The organism is Streptomyces vietnamensis, assembly GCF_000830005.1.
GTDB lineage: Bacteria > Actinomycetota > Actinomycetes > Streptomycetales > Streptomycetaceae > Streptomyces > Streptomyces vietnamensis.
On record NZ_CP010407.1, the window covers coordinates 3,859,370 to 3,879,198 of the forward strand.

A 19,829-nucleotide genomic window follows, 5' to 3' on the forward strand; every position below is an offset into this window, starting at 1 on the left:
GTTACGGGCCGTCCAGCACGTCCAGCGCCTCCGCCGCCGCCAGTTCCGCCGCCGCCGGCGCCGTCTTGAAGCCCGCCCCCGACCACCCGGTCGCGAGGACGATCCGGCTGTCGGCCCGTTCGCGCCCGAGGTGCGGCCGGGAGTGCGGGGTGTACAGGTCGACGCCCTGCCGCCCGCCGAGGAAGCGGGTCGCGGGGTCGGCGAGCCAGGGCCACCGCGCGGCCGCGCCCCGACGGATGTACGCCACGTGCTCGTCGGTCAGCGTGGCGAGCCCGCCCGGGGGTACGTCCCACTCGTCGACGGGCCGCCCGGCCATGTAGCCGCCGGCCGCCTCCCCGGTGAGCTGGGGCCGCCCCCACACCCCGCTCACCATGTCGACGACGGTCGGCAGTCCGGCCGTCGCGGGGTGGTGGAAGAAGCCGTACCGGATGGACTTGGTGCGTCCGGCGTCCGCACCGCTGAGCCGGTGCCCGGCGATCTCCCCGGTGCCGCCGCCGGCCGCGAGGACGACGGCGTGGGCCTCGACGGGGCCGCCGGGTTCGAGGAGGACGCGGACCCGGTCGGCCCCGGGCGGGGCGTCGAGTTCGCGGACGCGGGCGGGCAGCAGCCGGGCCCCGTGGGCGAGGGCGCGGTCGCGGTAGACGCGCGCGGTGCGGGGCGGGTCGGCGTAACCGGCCTCGGGTTCCCACACGGCGGCGGTGATGCCGTCGACGGAGAGTCCCGGGAAGCGAGCCCCCAGTACGTCCGGTTCCAGCAACTCCGCCGGCACTCCGGCCCCGTTGAGCTCCGCCACGCCCTTCTCGGCCTGCTCCAGGTCGGCGTCGCCGCAGAGGACGAGCGATCCGGTGGTCATGAAGCCGTACGGTCCGGGCGCGAGCGCGGCGGGCCCCCAGGCGAGGTGGTGGCTGCGGAGGGCGAGCCCGCGCAGGTACGGGTCGGCCTCGAAGGACCGGACGAGCCCGCCGGACCAGGCGGTGGCGTGGTCCTGGCGCCCGTCCATGGGCGCGACGAGCGCGACCCGGGCGCCGTGCCGGGCGAGTACGGAGGCGGTGGCGGAGCCGACGACCCCGGCGCCGACGACGATGACGTCGTAGGCGCGCCCGTGCCGGCCGGCGGTACGAGGAGTCCGCGCGCCGCTCGCGGCGGGCACCGGCACGAAGTCCCAGCCCACGCTCCCGGCCTCGGGCTCGCCGAGCGCGGTGAACCCCCGGTCGGCATGGGCCCGTACGGCGGCGAGGAGGGTGCGTCCGGTGCGCCCGGGGTCCTCGGAGAGCGCGGCGGTGGCGGCCGCGAAGGCCGCGTCCACGTGGGCTTCGGGCCCGCCGCGCATCCGGGCCACGGAGGCGGGACCGGCAGGCGGGCCGAGCAGGTCCGCGAACTCGTCCACCGCGCAGTCGTCGGTGAACCAGAACGCGCCCTCGAACCCGGCCGCCCGCCACTCCCGTCCCACCCGCGCGGCCCCGACGTGGGTGCCGCAGACGACGAGCGCGGTGAGCGCGGCGGCGTCCCGCCCCGAGGGGGCGTCGAGGACGCCGAGGGAAGGCTCGGCCAGGACGGCCGGCACGGGCACGGCGCCCGTCGCGGGCCCGCTCCCGTCGGAGACCACGGCCCCCGACGGCACGGCGACGGACCCCCCGGGCGCGGCCGCCGACGCGTCCCGTACGAGCAGCGCCAGCCGCTCCCCGTACGCGCTGCCGTCGTGCGTGACCGCGACCCGGGCGTGGCCCGCGTCCCGTACGGCGGCGAGCAGGTCGGCCGCCTGGGCCCGGTCGTCCGGGCACCAGCGCAGGAGCGTGCCGGCGCCGTCGGCGAGGAGGTCGGGGGTGGTGGCGAGCGGGAGGAGGACGGGGAGTCCGGCCGCCCGGTAGACGGGGAGGGCGGCCGCCGCGCCGGCGCTGTTGAAGTGCCCGACGACGAGCGCGTGCCGGCCCTCGGCGACGACCGCCTCGGCGATCTGCCGGGCCGTCTCGGCCTCGCCCCGGTCGTCGTACAGCTCCCAGTTCACGGCCGTGCCGTACCGCTCGGCGGCCCGCTCCAGGTGTTCGCCCCAGGCGGCCCGGGGCCCGGAGAAGGGCCCGACGACGGCACCGCGCGGAAGGAGGTCCACCGAGGGCTCAGGCACTGAAGACCGCCCCGGGCCAGGCCGCCACCGGCGTCCCCGGGGCGAGCGGCGCGAGGGCCTCCGCGTCGACCCGGCGCGGTTCCGGCGCGAGGCCGAGGAGCGCGGCGAGGCGGGCGGAGCCGTACGGGAGGGCGGGCGCGGCCCAGGCGGACAGGGCGGCGGCGACGGCGAGCTGCGCGGAGAGGGCGGAGCGGTACGCGGAGGCGCCGTCGGGACGCTCGCCCTCGAAGCCGTTCACGTATCCGAAGTCCTCGGCGAGGCACACCACTTCGTCGAGCAGCGCGATCGCGCGCCGCGCGTCGTACCCCTCGACGCCGTACGCCTCCCGCAGCTGCCCGACGGTCTCGGCGAGCCGCCCGCGCAGCCGCTCCCACGCGGGGCCCTGGGGCGCCTCGTCGAAGGCGACGCCACCGGACTCGGCGACGGCGGTGAGGAGCCGGCCGAGCCAGCCGTCCCAGCGCTCGGCGAGCCGCTCCTTGCTGGCGGCGAGAGCAGCGGAACTGAAGCTGGTCTGGCGGCCGTTGGGGCGGTCGGAGAGGACGTGGTAGCGCAGGACGTCCGCGCCGGTCCGGGCGAGTTCCTCGTGCGCCCAGATGGCGTGGCGCCGGCTGGTGGAGAACTTGAGCCCTTCGAGCCGGTAGAACTCGTTGACGACGAAGGCCCGGGGCAGCGCGATCTCGGGGTCGTACGCCCGGAAGGCGGCGGGGAACAGCAGGGCGTGGAAGTAGCCGTTGTCGAAACCGAAGAACTGGACGGGCGCGGGGGCCGGTCCGGTCTCGCCGGCACCGGTCCACTCCAGGAGGTAGCCGGGGGCCATCTCGAACCAGACGTAGATCCGCTGGTCGGTGAAGCCCGTGACGGGCACCGGCACGCCCCACTCGGAGGGGTGGCTGACGGCGATCTCGGGGAGCCCCTCGGCGCGCATCCGCTCGCAGAGGGAGCGCAGGTGCGGCGGCATGTCGACCTGCTCCCAGAAGGCGGTGAGTTCCTGCTCCCAGGGGGCGAGGGGGAAGTAGAGCCGCTCGCAGTCGCGGAGTTCGGGGGTGGCGCCGCAGCCGGTGCAGACGGGGTCGGTCAGGTCGGCGCAGTCGTTGGGGCGGCCGCAGGGCTCGCAGGCGTTGCCGTTGGAGCCGGAGCCGCAGTGCGGGCAGTCGCCCTTGAGGTACGCCTCGTACAGCCAGCGCTCGCAGCCGGTGCAGTACGGCAGCGGTCGCGTACGGGCGACGATGTGCCCGGCGTCGTACAGGCGGGCGAAGAAGTCCTGGACGGCCGCCTGGTAGCCGGCGTCGCGGCGCGGACGGACGATCGCGTCGAAGTCGGCGCCGGCCTGCTGCCACACGGACTCGATGGAGGCGCCGTAGCCGTCGGCGACCTCGTCGCCCTTGCGTCCGCCGTCATTGAGACCGCGCACCGGGACGTAGCTCTGATGGTCGTCGAGGCCGGTGGTGTAGCGGACGGTTCCGGTGCCCTCGGCGGCGAGGAAGCGGCGCAGGACGTCACCGGCGAGGTAGGGCCCGGCGAGGTGACCGATGTGGAGGTCGCCGTTGGGGGTGGGCGGGGTGGCGGTGATCCAGTGGGCGGACACGTCGGCGCTCATGCGGCGACCTCCTCGTTCTCGGTCTCGTTCTCGGTACGGATGGCGGGCTCGCGCAGCGGCCAGTAGAGGGAGACCCAACTCAGCTCGGCGTCGCCGGTGTTGTGGACGACGTGCTCCTGGTTCTTGGGCAGCACGACGATGTCGCCGGCGCGGAACGGCGGCTCCGGCGTGCCGTCGAGGGTCACGCTGCCGGTGCCGGACAGGATGATCATGACCTCGTCCTGGTTGTGGCAGTCGGGGTCGGAGTCCCCGCCGGGCCGCAGGAAGCAGGCCATCGCGCCGACGGGCGGCTCGGCGTCCCCGCCCGGCCACGGGATGAGCCGCTGGCAGGCGAGCCCGAACTCCTCGGTGGCGGCGCTGCGGTCGATGCGGAGGCGACGGTCGGCCATGGGGGCGGCTCCGGGGGTCGGGTTCGGGCTCGAGGTCAGGTTCGTGCTCGGGCTCGGGCTCGGGCTCGGGCTCGGGTTCGAGTTCTCGGGGAGGCCGCGGTACGGAGTGGGGGCGAGGGCCGGTTCTCCGGGCGGCAGGATGGGCGAGGTGAAGGGCATGCGGGTCTCCTGGGAAGGGCGGGGTGCGGAGGGCAGCCGGTCCGGTGCGACGGACCGTGGGCCTCAGAACGCGATGTCCGGCTAGAGCCCCGTCACCGAAGCGACCGGGATGCGGGCGAGGCCGGCCATGACCTGGCGGGGGCCGGCCCCCCACCCGTACCGCTGCTTGAGCGGCGCGACGTGGGTGGCGATGAGCGCGAGGAGGGGCGCGAGGTCGGTGGGCGTGGCGCCGAGGAGGGCGAGCAGTTGCTCGGTACGGGTCAGGCCGGCACCCGGGCCGATGCCGTACACGGCGGCGTCCTGCCAGGTGGCGCCGGAACTCCGGGCGACGACGGTGTTGTGCAGGGCGAAGCCCTGGTTGTCGCGGGCGTGGATGCCGACGGGCGCGGACACGGCGGCGCGGGTGGACTGGACGAGTTCGATGACGCGCTCGGGACGGAGCGAGCCGAGCGAGTCGACGAGGAAGACGGCGTCGAGCGGGCCGAGCGCCGCGCTCTCGCCGAGGCAGCGGTCGAGTTCGGGGTAGGAGGCGAGGTCGATGTCGGTGAGGAAGAGGCAGACGCCGAAGCCGGCTTCCCGCAGGAGGTGCAGCGGGGCGGCGGCGCGGGCGACCCGGTCGTACCGGACGGCGAGGCGGACCAGGCCGACGGAGACGGGCCCGGTGGCGAGGGTGTCGGCGATCCGCCCGGCGGAGGCCGTGGCGGCGGCGTCCGTGACGGGCAGGCGGGCGGTGTCGAGGAGGACGGAGAAGCGGGGGCCGTAGCGCTCGGGGAGCGGGACCGGCAGCAGCGCGCCGCGCGGGGCGGAGCGGTCGGCGGGGTCGTGGACGCTGCCCAGCTCGATGACGTCGATGCCGAGCCGCGCGCAGACCGCGAGGTAGTCGGCGGCCAGCGCGAGGGGTACGGATCCGCCGGTGAGCCGTCCGCCGGTGCGCAGGGTGCAGTCGAGCAGGGTCATCGGGTCACCCCCAGCCGGTGTCGTTGGTGCCCGCGCCGGCGGCCGGGGCGCCCCAGCCGGTGTCGTAGGTGCCGGTGAGGACGGCCGCGCCCCAGCCGGTGTCGTCGGTGCCGGCGGTGATCCGCTCGGCGGTGACGGTGCCGAGGCCGGCGAGACCGACGACCAGGGTGGTGAGGAGGGTGGTACGGATCCGCCGCTTCATGTCGTGTGCTCTCTTTCCGCTTCCGCAAGGAGTGAGTGATTCGTGGGTTTCTGCAGTGACTTACGAGCTTCGCGGGCTGTGCGAGCTTGGTGCGCTTTGACCTTGTGGGCGGTGGTACGAACGTATCGACGACGGCATGACTATGGGGCGGAGTGCATGGCTCATTAGGCTGCATGGCAGCAAGAGGACGCTGTCATAAACGGGGGTAAAGGTGGCGATACCAGACATCGAGCGGGCCCACGGCGACGCCGAGACGCCGGAAACCACGGCCTTGGCCGCGATCGCCGCTGCGGCCCCACCGTCCCCCGCACCCCTTCCGGCGGCCCTCTCGGAGACCACCGGGAGCACCGAGAACAACACCGACTCCCCCGACGACCCCCTGACCCGCGTCTACACCTGCCTCCTGGCCCGGGACCCGGCCCACCCGCCGGCGCACCCCGCCGACCTCGCGGCGGAACTGGACCTGCCGCTCGCCCGGGTGGAGTCGGCCGTCTCGGCCCTCCTCGACATGGGCCTGCTGCGCCGGACCCCGGAGCGGGCCGTGCTCCCGGTGGCACCGGACGAGGCCGTCCAGCGCACCCTGGGACCGCTGGAACGCGAGATGCGGGCCCGTCGCCAGCACATGGAGCGCACCCGCGAACAGCTGATGGCCTTCATGCCGCTGTACGAGTCCCACCTGCTCCGGCTCACGCACCTGCGGCAGGCGGAGTACGTGGAGCTGCTCACCGACCTGCGCGCGGTGCGGGAGGCCATCACGGAGCTGGGCCGGACCTGCGAGCGCGAGGTCATGACGGCGCAGCCGGGCGGCGGCCGACGCGCCGAGGTCCTGGAGGAGGCGGTGGCCCGGGACGAGGAACTCCTGCGCCGCGGCGTCCGGATGCGCGTCCTGTACCAGCACACGGCCCGTTTCTCCTCGGGCACCTGCGCCTACGTGGAGCGGGTCGGCCGACTGGGCGCCCAGGTCCGCACCCTGGACGACGAGTTCATGCGCATGCTCGTCTTCGACCGGGCGACGGCGGTCATCCCGGTGCCGGACGACCCGCACGCGGCGGTCCTGATCCGTGAGCCGCACGTGGTCGCGTTCATGGTGGGGGCGTACGAACGGCTGTGGCTGGAGGCCCTGCCGTTCGAGACGGAGTGGGACCGGCAGACCATCATGGACATCTCCGACGAGCTGAAGCAGACCATCGTCCGCCTGCTCACGGAGGGCCTGACGGACGCGGCGATCGCCCGCCGCCTCGGCCTGTCGGTCCGCAGCTGCCGCCGCCACGTCGCCGATGTGATGGCCGCTCTCGGCGCGGAGAGCCGTTTCCAGGCCGGCTACCTCCTGGCTCAGCAGGACCGCGACCAGCCGGCCCCCTGACGGCGGGCCGCCGGGTCACCCGTACGGAGTGAAGAGCGGTCGACGGCCACCTCCCGTACACCCCCGGGGCATAGGGTCCGTGCAGACGACACAGGTCAACGGAGACACGACGAAGTCAGGGTGGACATGAGCGACTTGGCGACCGAGGAGCGATCCGACGCGGAGGGGAACCCTCCGGACGAGGCCGCCCCGGCATCGGGCCGTACCCGGAAACGACGCCGCCCCCTCTGGGTCGAGCTGCCATTCCTCGCCGGGATCGCCCTCGCACTGGCCTTCCTGATCAAGACGTTCCTGCTGCAGGCGTTCCTGATCCCGTCGGGCTCGATGCAGAACACCCTCCAGGTGGACGACCGGGTCCTGGTCGACAAGCTCACCCCGTGGTTCGGCTCGGAACCCGACAGGGGCGAGGTCGTGGTCTTCCGCGACCCGGGCGACTGGCTGGCGGGACGGCCGGCGAAGCAGCCCACGACCGCGCAGAAGGCCCTGGGCTTCGTCGGCCTGATGCCCGCGGCCGGGGAGCAGCACCTGATCAAGCGCGTGATCGGCGTGGCGGGCGACACGGTCGAGTGCAAGGGCACGGGCCCCCTGAAGGTGAACGGCAAGCCCCTGACGGAGCCTTACGTCTTCCAGGGGAACACGGCCTGCAGCACGGTCCCGGAAGGCCAGTTCAAGGTCACGGTCCCCGCCGGCAGCCTCTGGGTGATGGGCGACCACCGCCAGGCCTCGCAGGACTCCCGCTACCACCAGGACGACCCCCGCGGCGGCATGGTCCCCGTGACGGACGTGGTGGGCCGCGCCGTCGTCGTCGCCTGGCCGCTCACCCACTGGTCGACCCTGCCGGTCCCGGACACCTTCGACCAGCCGGGCCTCACCGACGAGCGATGACACGCACCCGCCCGCGGCATCCTGCCGCGGGCACCGGCCCCTCCCACGGGCAACAGAAAAGGCCAGGTCGGACAACATCCGACCTGGCCTTCTTCTGAGCCGCCTTCGGGATTCGAACCCGAGACCTACGCATTACGAGTGCGTTGCTCTGGCCAACTGAGCTAAGGCGGCACCGCTGTGCGTTCCCATGGTGGGTGCAGCAGCGTCGCCAAGTCTACACAGTTTCCGGAGGTGCTCCGACCACCCCCGGATCAGGCCTATGAGCAGCGCTTTCCGTCCGCCGGAGGAGTGCCCTCCAGGAGGTAGGTGTTGATCGCGGTGTCGATGCAGTCGCTGCCCCGGCCGTACGCGGTGTGGCCGTCGCCCTCGTAGGTCAGCAGGGTGCCGGAGGAGAGCTGCTCGGCGAGGGACTGGGCCCAGTGGTACGGGGTGGCCGGGTCGCGGGTGGTGCCGACGACGAGGATCGGGGCGGCGCCCTCGGCGGTGATGCGGTGCGGGCGGCCGGTGGGCGGGGTGGGCCAGTAGGTGCAGTTGAGGGCGGCCCAGGCGAGGCCCGCGCCGAAGACCGGGGAGGCCTTCTCGAAGGACGGGACGGCCTTCTCGACGCCGGCGGGGTCGGTGTAGGCGGGTGGCAGGTCCAGGCAGTTCACGGCGGCGTTGGCGGACATCAGGTTGGCGTACGTGCCGTCCGTCTCGCGCTCGTAGTAGCTGTCGGCCAGGGCGAGGAGCCCGGAGCCCTCGCCGCTCATCGCCTGGGCGAGGGCCTCGCGCAGCTGGGGCCAGGCGCCCTCGTCGTACATGGCGGCGATCACCCCGGTGGTCGCGAGGGACTCCCCCAGCTCGCGGCTCTCCCCCGTGGGCACGGGCTTGGCGTCCAGGTCGCGGAAGAACTTCTTCATCGCCTCCCCGGCCGCGGCGACCGTCCCGGTGCCCAGGGGGCAGTCCGGCTTGCCGACGCAGTCGGCGGCGAAGGCCTTGAAGGCCGTCTCGAAGCCTGCGGTCTGGTCCCGGTTGAGGTCGAGCGCGGAGAGCGAGGGGTCCATCGCCCCGTCGAGGACGAGCCGGCCGGTCCGGTCGGGGAACAGCTCGGCGTAGGTGGCGCCGAGGAAGGTGCCGTACGACGCGCCCACGTAGGTGAGCTTCTCGTCGCCGAGCACCGCCCGCAGGATGTCCATGTCGCGGGCCGTCTCGACGGTGGAGACATGGGGCAGGACCTGCTGCGACTTCTTCTCGCAGCCGGCCGCGAAGCCCTTGAAGGCGGCGCTGAGCGCGTTGACCTCCGCCGTGTCGTCGGGGGTCTGGTCGACCTGCGTGTACGTGTCCATCTGCGGGCCCGTCAGGCACTCGACGGGCTCGCTGCGGGCCACGCCGCGCGGGTCGACGGCCACCATGTCGTAGCGGGCGCGGACGGGCGCCGGGTAGCCGATGCCCGCGTACCCCTGGAGGTAGCCGACGGCGGAGCCGCCGGGGCCGCCCGGGTTGACCAGGAGCGAGCCGAGCCGCTTGCCGGGGCCGGTGGCCCGGGCCCGGGAGACCGCGAGCTCGACCTCCTCGCCGTCCGGCTTCGCGTAGTCGAGCGGGGCGCGCAGGGTCGCGCACTGGAAACCCTCGACGCCGCAGTCGCGCCACTTCAGCTTCTGCGCGTAGAACTTCTTCAGCTTCGGCGCCTCGGACGAGGCGCCGGGCGCCGACGCGGTCGTCCGGGGCGCGGCGGCACCGCTTCCGCCCGAGCAGCCGGAGAGGATCAGCCCGGCGGCCGCGAGGGCCGTGGCGGAGGTACGGAGCAAGCGCCTGGAATCCATCCCCGGAGCGTATCCGGACCGGTACGGATCGTGTCCAATCGCCCATCGGGACCGGGCCACGACGCTCCTAGCCCCTCAGCGCCATCGTCATCGCCTCCACCGCGAGCAGCGGCGCCACGTTCCGGTCGAGGGCCTTGCGGCAGGCGAGAACCGCCTCGATGCGGCGCAGGGTCCGCTCCGGGGTGGTGTCGCGGGCGATCCGCTCGAGGGCGTCCCGTACGTCCGTGTTAGCCAGGGCCGACCGGGAGCGGAGCTGGAGGGCCAGGACGTCGCGGTAGAAGCCGGTCAGGTCGGTGAGCGCGAGGTCCAGGCTGTCGCGCTGCGTCCGCGTCCTGCGCCGCTTCTGCCGCTCCTCCAGCTCCTTCATCGCCCCGGCCGTGCCGCGCGGCATCCGCCCGCCCTGCGCCGCGCCGAGGGCCGCCTTCAGCTCCTCGGTCTCCTTGACGTCGATCTCCTCCGCGACCTGCTTCGCGTCCTCCGCGGCCGCGTCGACCAGCTCCTGGGCCGCCTTGAGGCAGCCGCCGATGTCCTCGACCCGCAGCGGCAGCTTCAGGACGACGGACCGGCGCGCGCGGGCCCGCTCGTCGGTGGCGAGCCGCCGGGCCCGGTCGATGTGCCCCTGGGTGGCACGGGCTGCGGCCTGCGCCACCTCGGGCTCGATGCCGTCGCGCCGCACGAGCACGTCGGCGACGGCCTCCACCGGCGGGGTCCGCAGCGTCAGGTGCCGACAGCGGGAGCGGATCGTGGGCAGCACGTCCTCCAGGGAGGGCGCGCAGAGCAGCCAGACCGTGCGCGGCGCGGGCTCCTCGACGGCCTTCAGGAGCACGTTCCCCGCGCCCTCGGTGAGCCGGTCGGCGTCCTCCAGGACGATGACCTGCCAGCGGCCGCCCGCCGGGGACAGCTGGGCGCGCCGGACGAGGTCACGGGTCTCCTTCACGCCGATGGACAGCAGGTCCGTACGGACGATCTCGACGTCCGCGTGCGTGCCGACGAGGGTCGTGTGGCAGCCGTCGCAGAAACCGCAGCCGGGGGCCCCGCCGAGCGCCCGGTCGGGGCTGACGCACTGCAGCGCGGCGGCGAAGGCGCGCGCCGCGGTCGCCCGGCCGGACCCGGGAGGGCCGGTGAACAGCCAGGCGTGGGTCATCTTGGAGGCCTCGGGGCCCGGCTCGCCGGAGGCGTGGGCGGTCACGAGCGCGTCGGCGTCCCGCGCGGCGGCGGCGAGCTGCTCCTCGACCCGGGTCTGTCCGACCAGGTCGTCCCATACGGCCATGTCTGCCCCTCCTCAGGTACGCCCTCCATTGTGGGGCAGCGCTCTGACACCCCCCGCCGGGCTGTGGAGAACCCGGCCCTCAGCCCTCGCTGCGGGGCCGGGTCAGCCACAGCCCGACCGCCGAGCCGAGCAGCACCGTCCCGGTGCAGACGCTCCCGGCGATCTGGAGCCCGCCGGACCAGCCGGCGAAGGTGCTGATGAAGACGTTGGCCAGGACGCTCGCGGCGAGCAGGAGCCAGAGAAGGGCGCGCATGGGATGCCTCCGTGGAGTGGGGTGGAGTGGGGTGGAGTGGGGTGGAGTGGGGCGATGGGGTGCGTTCCCGGTCGTTCCCGGGTCGCCCCAGGTCGTTCCCGGTCGCCCCGGGTCGTTCCCGAGTCGCTCCCGGGTCGTTCTCGGGTCGCTCCCGAGCACCCTTCGATCCTCGTTCCCGCCGGGCCCGCGCACAGCGGAGCCCGCCCCCGGAGCGAAGGTGTAGCCCGCTCCACCGACTCCCCCGCGACCGCCGCCTACGCTTGCTCCATGCGCGAGGCGATCAAGGAAGCGACCCGGGTGTGGCTCCACCTCACGATCGGGGCCGCGATCTCCCTCCTCTGCTACCTGATGGTGGGCGTCGCCCTCTTCACCGCCCTCCTCACCCTCACGGTGATCGGCGCCGGCGTGCTCCCCGAGAGCGTGCTGCTGCTGCGCCGCCTCGCCTGCTGGGAGCGGCGCCGTACGGCCGCGTGGACCGGGACGCCCGTCCCCGAGGCGTACCTGCCGCTCGAAGGCCCCCTTCCCGCGCGCGTACGGACCGCGGTCACCGACCCGGGCACCCGGCACGACCTGCTCTGGGCCGCCGCGCAGCTGCTGTACGGCCTGGTCCTCTGGTACCTCTCGCTGGTCCTCGCGGGGCCCGCGCTCCTGGTCGACGGCGTCTGGACCGGGCTCGCGGGGCGGCGCCCGGTGCTGCTGCCGCTGATCGGCCGGCTCGCCGGACTGGCCGCCGACTGGTCGCGCGCGCTGCTCACGCCGGCCCCCTCGGCGGCCCGGGACGCCGCCCTCGCCGCCCGCATCGAGCAGCTCACGGCCACCCGGGCGGGCGCGATCGCCGCGCACGGCGCCGAGCTGCGCCGGATCGAGCGCGACCTCCACGACGGCGCGCAGGCCCGTCTGGTGGCGCTGTCCATGCGGATCGGGCTCGCGAGGCGTGCGTACGACTCCGATCCCGTGACCGCGCGGAAACTCCTCGACGACGCCCAGACGCAGGCCGAGGAGGCGCTGGCCGAGCTGCGGCACGTGGTCCGCGGCATCCACCCGCCGATCCTCACCGACCGCGGCCTGACCGGAGCCGTACGGGCCCTCGCCGCGAGCAGCGGCCTGGAGACGGCGGTCTCCGTGGCCGGCCTCGGCGACCACGCGCAGGACGGGCCCCGTGCCCCGGCCGCCGTCGAGGCCGCCGCGTACTTCGTGGTCGCCGAGGCCCTCACCAACGCCGCCAAGCACAGCGGCGCCGACCGCGCCTCCGTCTCCCTGACCCGTGAACCGGCCGCCCTACGCGTGCGCGTGCGGGACGAGGGCCGCGGCGGCGCCGAGGCCGGCGAGAGCGGCGGCTCCGGCCTGACGGGCATGCGGCGCCGGGTCGCCGCGCTCGACGGCACCGTACGACTGACCAGCCCCGAGGGGGGCCCGACCGTGATCGAAGTGGAGCTTCCGTGCGTGTGGTGATCGCCGAGGACAACGCCCTCCTCAGGGAGGGCCTGGTGCTGCTGCTGACCTCGTCGGGGCACGAGGTCGCCGGGGTCGCGGCCACCGGCCCCGAGATCCTGCCGCTGCTCCTCGAGCACCGGCCGGACGTGGCCGTCCTCGACGTGCGGCTGCCGCCCGGCTTCCGCGACGAGGGGCTGCGGGCGGCGCTCGCGGCCCGCGAGCAGCTGCCGGACCTTCCGGTGCTCGTGCTCTCGCAGTACGTGGAGGAGACGTACGCGGCCGAGCTCCTGGGCGGCGGCGCGCGGGGCGTCGGCTACCTCCTGAAGGACCGGGTGGGCCGGGTGGACGAGTTCCTCGACGCCCTGGAACGGGTCGCCTCCGGCGGTACGGCCCTGGACCCGGAGGTCGTCACCGAACTGATGGCCCGCCGCCGCGACGACCCGCTGGACTCCCTCACGCCCCGCGAGCGCGAGGCCCTCGCGCTGATGGCCCAGGGCCACGACAACGGCACGATCGCCCGCTCGATGGTGATCACCGAGCGGGCCGTGCACAAGCACATCGGGAACGTCTTCCTGAAGCTCGGCCTGCCGCCGACCGACAGCGGCGGCCACCGCCGGGTCCTCGCGGTCCTCGCCTACCTCAACGCCTGAAACCCTTCCGGGCGACCGGCAGGAACACCCCCGCCACCACCGTGACGAGCACGACGCCCACGATCGTGACGGCCTGCGCGGGCGGCAGGTACGGCAGGCCGCCGGTGAGCGCCCAGGCGAACGCGGTCAGCGGCAGCGCGCCCACCACGAGCCCGACGAGGAGACCCGTCGCCGTCAGGAACCCGGCCTCCAGGCCGAGCATCCGGCGCAGCTGGCCCACCGACGCCCCGACCTGGCGCAGGAGTTCCAGCTCGCCGCGCCGACCGGCGCCGATCAGGGCGAGCGTGCTCAGGACGGACAGGAGGGTGAGTCCGCCGATCGCGGCGACGATCCCGCCGGAGACGAGCGAGTTCAGCTCCGCCCCGGGAGGGGTCACCGCCTCGGGGACGATGGGGCCGCCTCCGTGGCCGTCGGCCGCCAGTACGCGCGCGGGGTACGGATCGCTCATGTGCGGGGCCAGTTCGGCCTTCGGCAGCAGGAACTCGCCGAGGGCAAGGGACCGTTCGTACACCGCGACCACGCGCAGCCGCTTCTTCGTTCCGTCGCCGAGCCGCAGCTCCACCGTCGAACCGGGCTTCGCCTCAAGGGACTCTGCCATGTCCGCGCCCACCGCGACCGTGCCGGCCCGGCCGAGTCCGGACAGGTCGCCCGCGACGACGCCCGGGTCCAGCGTGCCCGCGAGCCCGTCGGCGTCCACGCCGAGGACCGGGAGCCGGTCGAGGCGCGGCGAACCGGCCTCCGTGCGGGCCAGGACCACCGAGGAACGCAGCACGTCCGTGGCCGCGACCACCCCCGGCAGCTTCCGCACCCGCTCCGCCGTCGTGCCGGAGAACGCGAGGTCGGCGGTGGTCGCGGCCCGCGCCTGCGCGGCCGCGGCCCGCTCCATCGTGGCGCCCGCCGAGAGCTGTACGAGTGCGAACGCGGTGACGAGGACGACGGGGACGAGTGCGGCCCCCAGTCGGCGCGAGTGCGCGGCGGCACCTGCGGCCGTGAGCCGCCCGGGCGCCCCGCCGAACCGCCGGAACGGCCGGTCCAGGACCGCCATCGCGGCCCCCGCGATCCACGGCCCGAGCAGCGCGCACCCGGCGACCAGCGTCACCGTGGCCGCCCCGGCAGCGGCGGCGGCCGCGTCGCCGCCCTGGAGCGTGGCCGTACCGGCCGAGCCCGCGCCGAGCACGAGCAGCACGATCCCGGCGACGCGGCGGGCACCGCCCTTCCCCGGGCGTCCGGGCCGGCGGGCCGCGAAGAGGACCACGAACCGGGTGATGCCCACCACGAGGGCGGCGACGACGGGCAGGGCGGCGAACAGCCACGGCGGGGTGGGGAGTTCGAGGCCCTCCGGTACCACTCCGGTACGGGCCCGCAGCGCCGACCACAGCGTCAGGAACACCGGTCCGGACGCGAGGACGCCGAGCAGCGCCGCCGCACCCGCCACCCGGGTCACCTCCCGGCCCGCCGCGCCCCGCACCTGACGGGGTGTCGCGCCGACCGAGAGGAGCAGTTCCCGCTCGGCGGCGCGCTGCTGGAGGGCCTGCGCGACGAGCGAGGCGAGGACGAGGACGGCGGCCAGGAGGACGTTCGCGGCGACGGCGGCGAGGAGCTGGAGGAGCTCCGCGCGGGCGGGCGGCGCGCCGAGGTGCTCGGCGGCGCCCCGGCCGTCCCCGGTGAGGGCCCGCAGCGGCTGCCCCGCGGCGGTGTCCTTCAGCCCGGCCTCGTCCAGGGCGGCCCGTACGCGCGCGTGGAGGGTGTCCACGGGTACGCCGGGCTCGGCGAGGACTCCGACGGCGTCGACGGCACCGGGGTGCCCGGCGAGCCGCCGTGCCTCCCCCGCCGTGACGTACAGCACGGCCGGACCGTCGGCCACGCCGACGACCTCGCGGCCGGCGACGGTGTCCCCGACGGCGCCGAGGCCGGCGCCCACGACGGCCTCCCCGGCCTGCCGGGGCTCCCGCCCCTCGGTCAGCCGGTACGGGGCGAGCCGGGCCGCGTCCCAGGAACGCCCGGGGTACGCGCGCGTACCGTCCGCTCCGGGGGCCGCCGCCTCCCGTACGACGAACGTGTCGTCCGGGACCGCCTCCCGTACCCCGGGCACGGCCCGCAGGACGTCGACGGCCTCGTCGGGGACCCGTACGCGCTCGGTCAGCCCCGCCGTCTCGGTCCTCGGCTCGCTGCCCCACGGCTCGACCGTCCAGCGGACCTCCTGGTCGCCCGCGACGACGACGGGCGCGGCGGCGTACCGCTCCACGCGCGCGTGGCCGAGCCCGACGGAACCGAGCGCGAGGGCGAGCGCGCCGAGCAGCGCGGAGGTGACGGCGACGGCCGCGAACACGGCGGCCCACGCCTTGCGGTGGACCCGCAGCGACCGGGCGGCGAGCAGCCGCACGGCAGGGTGGCCGGAACGGCGTCCGGGCAGTTCCCCGCTCACCGCGCCACCGCCGGCTGCCGCCCCGCCTCGCCGAGACCGCCGAGCGCCGCTCGTACGCCCGCCGTGCCGAGACCGCCGAGCACCGCCCGTACGCGCGCCTCGTCCGGGCGGTCGAGGCGGCCGGCGATGCGGCCCCGGTCCAGGAACACGGCCTCGTCCGCCCAGGTCGCGGCGGTCGGGTCGTGGGTGACGAGGACGACCGTGCGCCCCCGCTCGTCGACCGCGCGCCGCAGCAGGGCGAGGACTCCGGCCGCCGTGACCGGGTCGAGGGCGGCGGTCGGCTCGTCGGCGAAGACGACCTCGGGCTCGTTGACGAGGGCGCGGGCGATCGCCACCCGCTGCCGCTGGCCGCCGGAGAGGCTCTCGGGCCGGTCCTCGGCCCGGTCGGCGAGCCCCACGGCGTCGAGTCCTGCCAGGGCGCGGGCGTCGAGCGCCCGGCTCTCGCGGGCCCCGGCGAGGAGCAGCGGCAGGGTGACGTTCTCGCGCACGTTCAGCGCGGAGACGAGGTTGAGCGACTGGAAAACGAAGCCGATCCGGTCCCGCCGGAGCCGGGTCAGGCCGGTCGTCCTCAGGGTGGCGAGGTCGGTGCCCCCGATCCGTACCCGCCCGGCCGTCGGCCGTTCGAGCCCGGCCGCGCAGCGCAGCAGGGTGGACTTGCCGGAGCCCGACCGGCCCATCACGGCCAGGAAACGCCCGCGCGGCACGACCAGGTCGACCCCGTCGAGCGCGGGCGCCCCGCCTCCGTACGCACGGCTCACCCTGTCCAGGGCGAGGGCGGCGCCGTTCTCCGTCACTGCTGTCGTCGTCATACGGCCACGCTAGAAAAGCGCAGGTCACAGCAGTATGGGGCAGGCTGCCGGAGTGGGGGTGCAGCCAGCTACACCCCCACCGGTCTCAGCGACGGCGGCGCGGGCCCTCGTCCTCGTCCTCGTGCGGGCCGAACAGCTCGTCCGCGAGGGTCGGCAGATCGTCGAGCGGGGTCTCCTCCGCCCAGTCGGAGCGGCGGCGCGGCCGGCCGTTCTCGTCGAGCTGGGGCAGCTCCCGGGTCCGGTCGTTCGCACCGTGCGGCTCGTCGCGCCCGGTCCGCTCGTCACGGAAGATGCCCGGCGGCACCCGGTCGGCGGGGTCGGACGCCCCGGCACCCCGCACCGGAGGCAGCACGGCCGTCTCGTCGGCGGCCCTGGGGTCCCGTACGGGAGGCAGCACGGCGGTCTCGTCGGCGTCCCGCGGGTCCCGGATCTGCGGCAGGACGGCGGTCTCCGCCTCCGGCCTCTCGGCCCCGGGCCGCACGATCGGCGTCTCGACGGTGACCTCGTCCGGCGAGACGGTCGGCGCGTCCGGCTTCACGACCGGCGTCGGCACGGTGACCTCGTTCGCCGACACCTCGGCGGAACGAGCGGAACGGGCGGAACGGGCCGCACGCTCCGCCGCGGCCGTCCGCTCGGCGGCGGCCGCCTCCGCGGCCTCCCGCTCCCGCGCGGCCTTCTCCCGGGCCGCCTTCGCCGCCTCGGCCCGCCGCGCGGCGGCGAGCTCCGCCGCGGCACGCTCGGCGGCCGCCCGCTCCGCCGCGGCCTTCGCGGCGGCCTCGGCGGCGAGCTTCTCGGCGGCGGCCTTCGCCGCTGCCTCCTCCGCGGCCTTCGCGGCCGCGGCGGCCTCGGCCATCCGGCGCGCCTCCTCGGCGCGCAGCAGGGCCTCCTCGGCCTTGCGCTGCTTCTCCAGGCGGCGCTCCTCGGCCTCGGCCCGCAGCCGGGCCTCCTCCTCGGCCTCCCTGCGGAGCCGCTCCTGCTCCTCCTGGCGGGCCTTCTCCTCGGCCGCGAGCCGCTTGCGCTCCTCCTCGGCGGCGATCCGGGCCTCCTCGGCCCTGCGACGCTCCTCCTCGGCCTTCCGCTCGGCCTCCAGGCGGCGCGCCTCTTCCTCCTCGCGCCGCTTGCGCTCCTCCTCCTCGGCGCGGAGCTTGGCGAGCTGCTCCTGCCGCTCGCGCTCCAGGCGCTCCTCCTCGGCCTTGCGGGCGGCCTCTTCCTCCGCCAGGCGCCGGGCCTCCTCCTCGGCCTTCCGGCGGGCCTCCTCCACGGCCTTCACCTCGGCCTCGGAGAGCGGCAGCATCCGGTCGAGCCGGTGGCGCACGACGGTGGTGACGGCCTCCGGCTCCTGGCCGGCGTCGACGACGAGGTAGCGGCTGGGGTCGGCGGCCGCGAGGGCGAGGAAACCGGCCCGTACGCGCGCGTGGAACTCCGGCGGCTCGGACTCAAGGCGGTCGGGCGCCTCGGTGAACCGTTCCCTCGCGGTCTCCGGGGAGACGTCCAGGACCACGGTCAGGTTCGGCACGAGACCGTCGGTCGCCCAGCGCGAGATGCGGGCGATCTCCGTCGGTGACAGGTCGCGGCCCGCGCCCTGGTAGGCCACGGACGAGTCGATGTACCGGTCGGAGAGGACGATCGCGCCCCGCTCCAGGGCCGGCCGGACCAGGGAGTCGACGTGCTCGGCGCGGTCGGCCGCGTACAGCAGGGCCTCGGCGCGGTTCGAGAGCCCCGCCGACGACACGTCGAGGAGGATCGAGCGGAGCCGCTTGCCGATCGGCGTGGCGCCCGGCTCGCGGGTGACGACGACCTCGTGGCCCTTGGCGCGGATCCACTCGGCGAGCGCCTGGACCTGCGTGGACTTCCCGGCGCCGTCGCCGCCCTCCAGGGCGATGAAGAAACCGGTCGGGGACGGCGCCTGCACCGGGTCGGAGCCGCGCAGCGCGTCGCGCAGGTCGCGGCGGAGCGGGACGCCCGCCCGGTCGTCGGTCTTCGCGAGGAGCAGCGCGGCGACCGGGAGCAGCAGGGCGCCGACGAGGACGAGCGTGAAGGCGGCGCCGCCGTGCGCGAAGACGAAGTCCTCGGAGGCGAGCCGGTGCGGGCCGATCGCGGCGGCGAGCAGCGGCGCGGCGAGCGCGCCCAGGCCCATGGCGACGCGGGCGGTGGCCTGGAGGTGCTCGGTGGTCCGGGCCCGGCGGGGCTCCTCGGTCTCCTGGTCGATCAGGTGGTGGCCGGTGTTCGCGGCGACCCCGGCGGCGTATCCGGCGAGGGCGGCGAGGAACAGCACGGTCGCCGTGTCCGGGACCAGGCCCATCGCGATCAGGGCGACGCCGGTGACGGTGGTCGCGAGGGCGAGCAGCCGGCGCCGGGACAGCACCGGCAGGACGGAGCCCGCGGTGCGGATGCCGACGGCGGTGGCGCCGCTGAGCGCCAGGATCAGGAGGGCGTACGTGACGGGCCCGCCGCCCAGGTCGTACGCGTGGAGCACGGCGAGGGACGCGGCCGCGGCGATCGCCCCGGCGACGGTGGCGGAGGCGAGGACGAGCAGCGGCAGGGCACCGGTGCGGCCCTTCTCGGCCGTGCGGCCCTCGCCCTCGCCGGAACCGGTCCTCGGCCGGCGCAGGCCCTCCAGGGGCGAGCGGGGCCGCGGCGTCTCCCCGCCGGGCAGCGCCATCGCGTACAGGACGGTGACGGAGGCGGCGAACAGGCCGGCGGCGACGTACGAGCCGAGGGCCGCCTGGTGCTGCGAGAACCAGTCGATCCCGGCGCCCAGCAGGTTCCCGACGAGGGTGGCGACGAGCAGCACGGCGGCCGCGGCGGGGACGGCGAGGAAGCCGGTCCGCAGGGACAGCCGGCGCAGCGCGCCGAGGTGGTCGGGCAGCGGCCGTACGGCGGCGCCCTCCAGGGGCGGCGCGGGCAGCAGCGCGGGCGCGGCGCCCTCACGGCCGACGGTCCACAGCCGCTCGGCCGCGCCGGTGACGAAGACGGTGCCGAGCAGGTACCAGAGGGCGCTGCCGGGGATCCAGTCGATCCACAGCGGGGCGATGACGAGCAACGCGATCCGCAGCCCGTCGGCACCGATCATGGTCCAGCGCCGGTCGAGCGGTCCTGACGGCCCGGTGAGCGCGGTCAGCGGCCCGAGGAGCACGGCCCCGAAGAGAACCGAGGCGAGCAGCCGGACGCCGACGACGGTCGCCACGGCGAACGCGGCCCCCCGGTAGCCGCCCCCGAGCGCGCCCTCGGCGACCGCGGCCTGGAGGCCCAGGAGGACGAGGACGAGGAGGGCGAGGGCGTCACCGGTGCTGCCGACCAGGTGGGCGCTCCACAGCCGGCGCAGCGGCTGATGGCGCAAGAGGGCGCGTACGGCGCGCTCCCGGGAATCCGCGACGAGTGCGGCGTCGGAATCGCCCAGGCGGTCTGGCTGCTCTGCTCGCGTCATCCGTCCACCCTATCCGGACGGCCTTGCTCCCCGCGGCCCGCGCCCGAACAAACGTAGGGGGCGGAAGCACGCTCCCGCCCGATAG

15 protein-coding genes and 1 tRNA gene are annotated in these 19,829 nt (G+C 75.5%); 4 read left to right on the plus strand and 12 right to left on the minus strand.

Features of this window, described 5'->3' with window-relative positions:
• Position 1: 1 nt before the first annotated feature.
• The 5 genes from SVTN_RS41025 to SVTN_RS17145 form a co-directional block, all read right to left on the minus strand.
• Complete coding sequence (locus SVTN_RS41025) at positions 2–2,122, minus strand: FAD-dependent oxidoreductase (RefSeq protein WP_078908387.1); 2,121 nt, start codon at positions 2,120–2,122, stop codon at positions 2–4.
• Complete coding sequence (locus tag SVTN_RS17125) at positions 2,115–3,719, minus strand: class I tRNA ligase family protein (protein ID WP_041129883.1); 1,605 nt, start codon at positions 3,717–3,719, stop codon at positions 2,115–2,117. The genes SVTN_RS41025 and SVTN_RS17125 overlap by 8 nt, the downstream gene beginning before the upstream one ends.
• Entirely contained in the window at positions 3,716–4,267 is a 552-nt protein-coding gene (locus SVTN_RS17130; RefSeq protein WP_159026460.1) for a cupin domain-containing protein, read from the minus strand. Before SVTN_RS17130 ends, SVTN_RS17125 begins: the two co-directional genes overlap by 4 nt.
• An 81-nt stretch (positions 4,268–4,348) precedes the next feature.
• Entirely contained in the window at positions 4,349–5,224 is an 876-nt protein-coding gene (locus tag SVTN_RS17140) for a beta/alpha barrel domain-containing protein (RefSeq protein WP_041129886.1), read from the minus strand.
• Between the two features lie 4 nt (positions 5,225–5,228).
• Entirely contained in the window at positions 5,229–5,426 is a 198-nt protein-coding gene (locus tag SVTN_RS17145; protein ID WP_041129887.1) for a hypothetical protein, read from the minus strand.
• Positions 5,427–5,637: 211 nt separating this feature from the next.
• Here SVTN_RS17145 and SVTN_RS17150 point away from each other — a divergent pair, with 211 nt between their 5' ends.
• Together SVTN_RS17150 and lepB are read left to right on the plus strand one after the other, a co-directional pair.
• Complete coding sequence (locus SVTN_RS17150; RefSeq protein WP_245727560.1) at positions 5,638–6,789, plus strand: helix-turn-helix transcriptional regulator; 1,152 nt, start codon at positions 5,638–5,640, stop codon at positions 6,787–6,789.
• A 126-nt stretch (positions 6,790–6,915) separates the two neighbouring features.
• A complete protein-coding gene (gene lepB, locus SVTN_RS17155; RefSeq protein ID WP_052499164.1) occupies positions 6,916–7,674 on the plus strand; it encodes a signal peptidase I in 759 nt (252 codons plus the stop codon).
• Between the two features lie 97 nt (positions 7,675–7,771).
• Here lepB and SVTN_RS17160 read toward each other — a convergent pair.
• The 4 genes from SVTN_RS17160 to SVTN_RS44800 form a co-directional block, all read right to left on the minus strand.
• Positions 7,772–7,845, minus strand: a tRNA-Thr gene (locus SVTN_RS17160).
• An 86-nt stretch (positions 7,846–7,931) separates the two neighbouring features.
• Complete coding sequence (locus SVTN_RS17165; RefSeq protein WP_041129888.1) at positions 7,932–9,476, minus strand: alpha/beta hydrolase; 1,545 nt, start codon at positions 9,474–9,476, stop codon at positions 7,932–7,934.
• 67 nt (positions 9,477–9,543) lie between these two features.
• Positions 9,544–10,746, minus strand: coding sequence for a DNA polymerase III subunit delta' (locus SVTN_RS17170; RefSeq protein WP_041129889.1), 1,203 nt, complete (start codon positions 10,744–10,746; stop codon positions 9,544–9,546).
• Positions 10,747–10,825: 79 nt separating this feature from the next.
• Positions 10,826–10,999: a hypothetical protein gene (locus SVTN_RS44800; RefSeq protein ID WP_167352203.1), complete on the minus strand. Its 174-nt coding sequence runs from the start codon at positions 10,997–10,999 to the stop codon at positions 10,826–10,828.
• A gap of 267 nt (positions 11,000–11,266) precedes the next feature.
• Between SVTN_RS44800 and SVTN_RS17175 the strand changes: the two genes are divergently transcribed.
• Positions 11,267–12,451, plus strand: coding sequence for a sensor histidine kinase (locus SVTN_RS17175; RefSeq protein WP_052499165.1), 1,185 nt, complete (start codon positions 11,267–11,269; stop codon positions 12,449–12,451).
• Positions 12,439–13,083 (plus strand): response regulator, encoded by a 645-nt coding sequence (locus SVTN_RS17180; protein WP_041129890.1) that lies wholly within the window; start codon positions 12,439–12,441, stop codon positions 13,081–13,083. The genes SVTN_RS17175 and SVTN_RS17180 overlap by 13 nt, the downstream gene beginning before the upstream one ends.
• Here SVTN_RS17180 and SVTN_RS17185 read toward each other — a convergent pair.
• From SVTN_RS17185 to tmk, 3 genes are all read right to left on the minus strand, one after another.
• The gene (locus SVTN_RS17185; protein WP_245727562.1) at positions 13,073–15,508 is read right to left on the minus strand and encodes an ABC transporter permease; all 2,436 of its coding nucleotides are present in this window, start codon (positions 15,506–15,508) and stop codon (positions 13,073–13,075) included. The two genes, SVTN_RS17180 and SVTN_RS17185, sit on opposite strands and share 11 nt — an antisense overlap.
• Positions 15,505–16,317 carry an ABC transporter ATP-binding protein gene (locus tag SVTN_RS17190; protein WP_041129892.1) on the minus strand — a complete coding sequence of 271 codons (813 nt, stop codon included), beginning with the start codon at positions 16,315–16,317 and terminating at the stop codon, positions 15,505–15,507. The genes SVTN_RS17185 and SVTN_RS17190 overlap by 4 nt, the downstream gene beginning before the upstream one ends.
• An 85-nt stretch (positions 16,318–16,402) precedes the next feature.
• Positions 16,403–19,744 (minus strand): dTMP kinase, encoded by a 3,342-nt coding sequence (tmk, locus tag SVTN_RS17195; RefSeq protein ID WP_041129893.1) that lies wholly within the window; start codon positions 19,742–19,744, stop codon positions 16,403–16,405.
• Positions 19,745–19,829: the final 85 nt, after the last annotated feature.

Coding starts and splice junctions, on each gene's coding strand:
- SVTN_RS17125 (WP_041129883.1), bottom strand. CDS start 3,719: ATGAGCGCCGACGTGTCCGCCCACTGGATCACCGCCACCCCGCCCACC.
- SVTN_RS17130 (WP_159026460.1), bottom strand. CDS start 4,267: ATGCCCTTCACCTCGCCCATCCTGCCGCCCGGAGAACCGGCCCTCGCC.
- SVTN_RS17140 (WP_041129886.1), bottom strand. CDS start 5,224: ATGACCCTGCTCGACTGCACCCTGCGCACCGGCGGACGGCTCACCGGC.
- SVTN_RS17145 (WP_041129887.1), bottom strand. CDS start 5,426: ATGAAGCGGCGGATCCGTACCACCCTCCTCACCACCCTGGTCGTCGGT.
- lepB (WP_052499164.1), top strand. CDS start 6,916: ATGAGCGACTTGGCGACCGAGGAGCGATCCGACGCGGAGGGGAACCCT.
- SVTN_RS17165 (WP_041129888.1), bottom strand. CDS start 9,476: ATGGATTCCAGGCGCTTGCTCCGTACCTCCGCCACGGCCCTCGCGGCC.
- SVTN_RS17170 (WP_041129889.1), bottom strand. CDS start 10,746: ATGGCCGTATGGGACGACCTGGTCGGACAGACCCGGGTCGAGGAGCAG.
- SVTN_RS44800 (WP_167352203.1), bottom strand. CDS start 10,999: ATGCGCGCCCTTCTCTGGCTCCTGCTCGCCGCGAGCGTCCTGGCCAAC.
- SVTN_RS17175 (WP_052499165.1), top strand. CDS start 11,267: ATGCGCGAGGCGATCAAGGAAGCGACCCGGGTGTGGCTCCACCTCACG.
- SVTN_RS17190 (WP_041129892.1), bottom strand. CDS start 16,317: ATGACGACGACAGCAGTGACGGAGAACGGCGCCGCCCTCGCCCTGGAC.
- tmk (WP_041129893.1), bottom strand. CDS start 19,744: ATGACGCGAGCAGAGCAGCCAGACCGCCTGGGCGATTCCGACGCCGCA.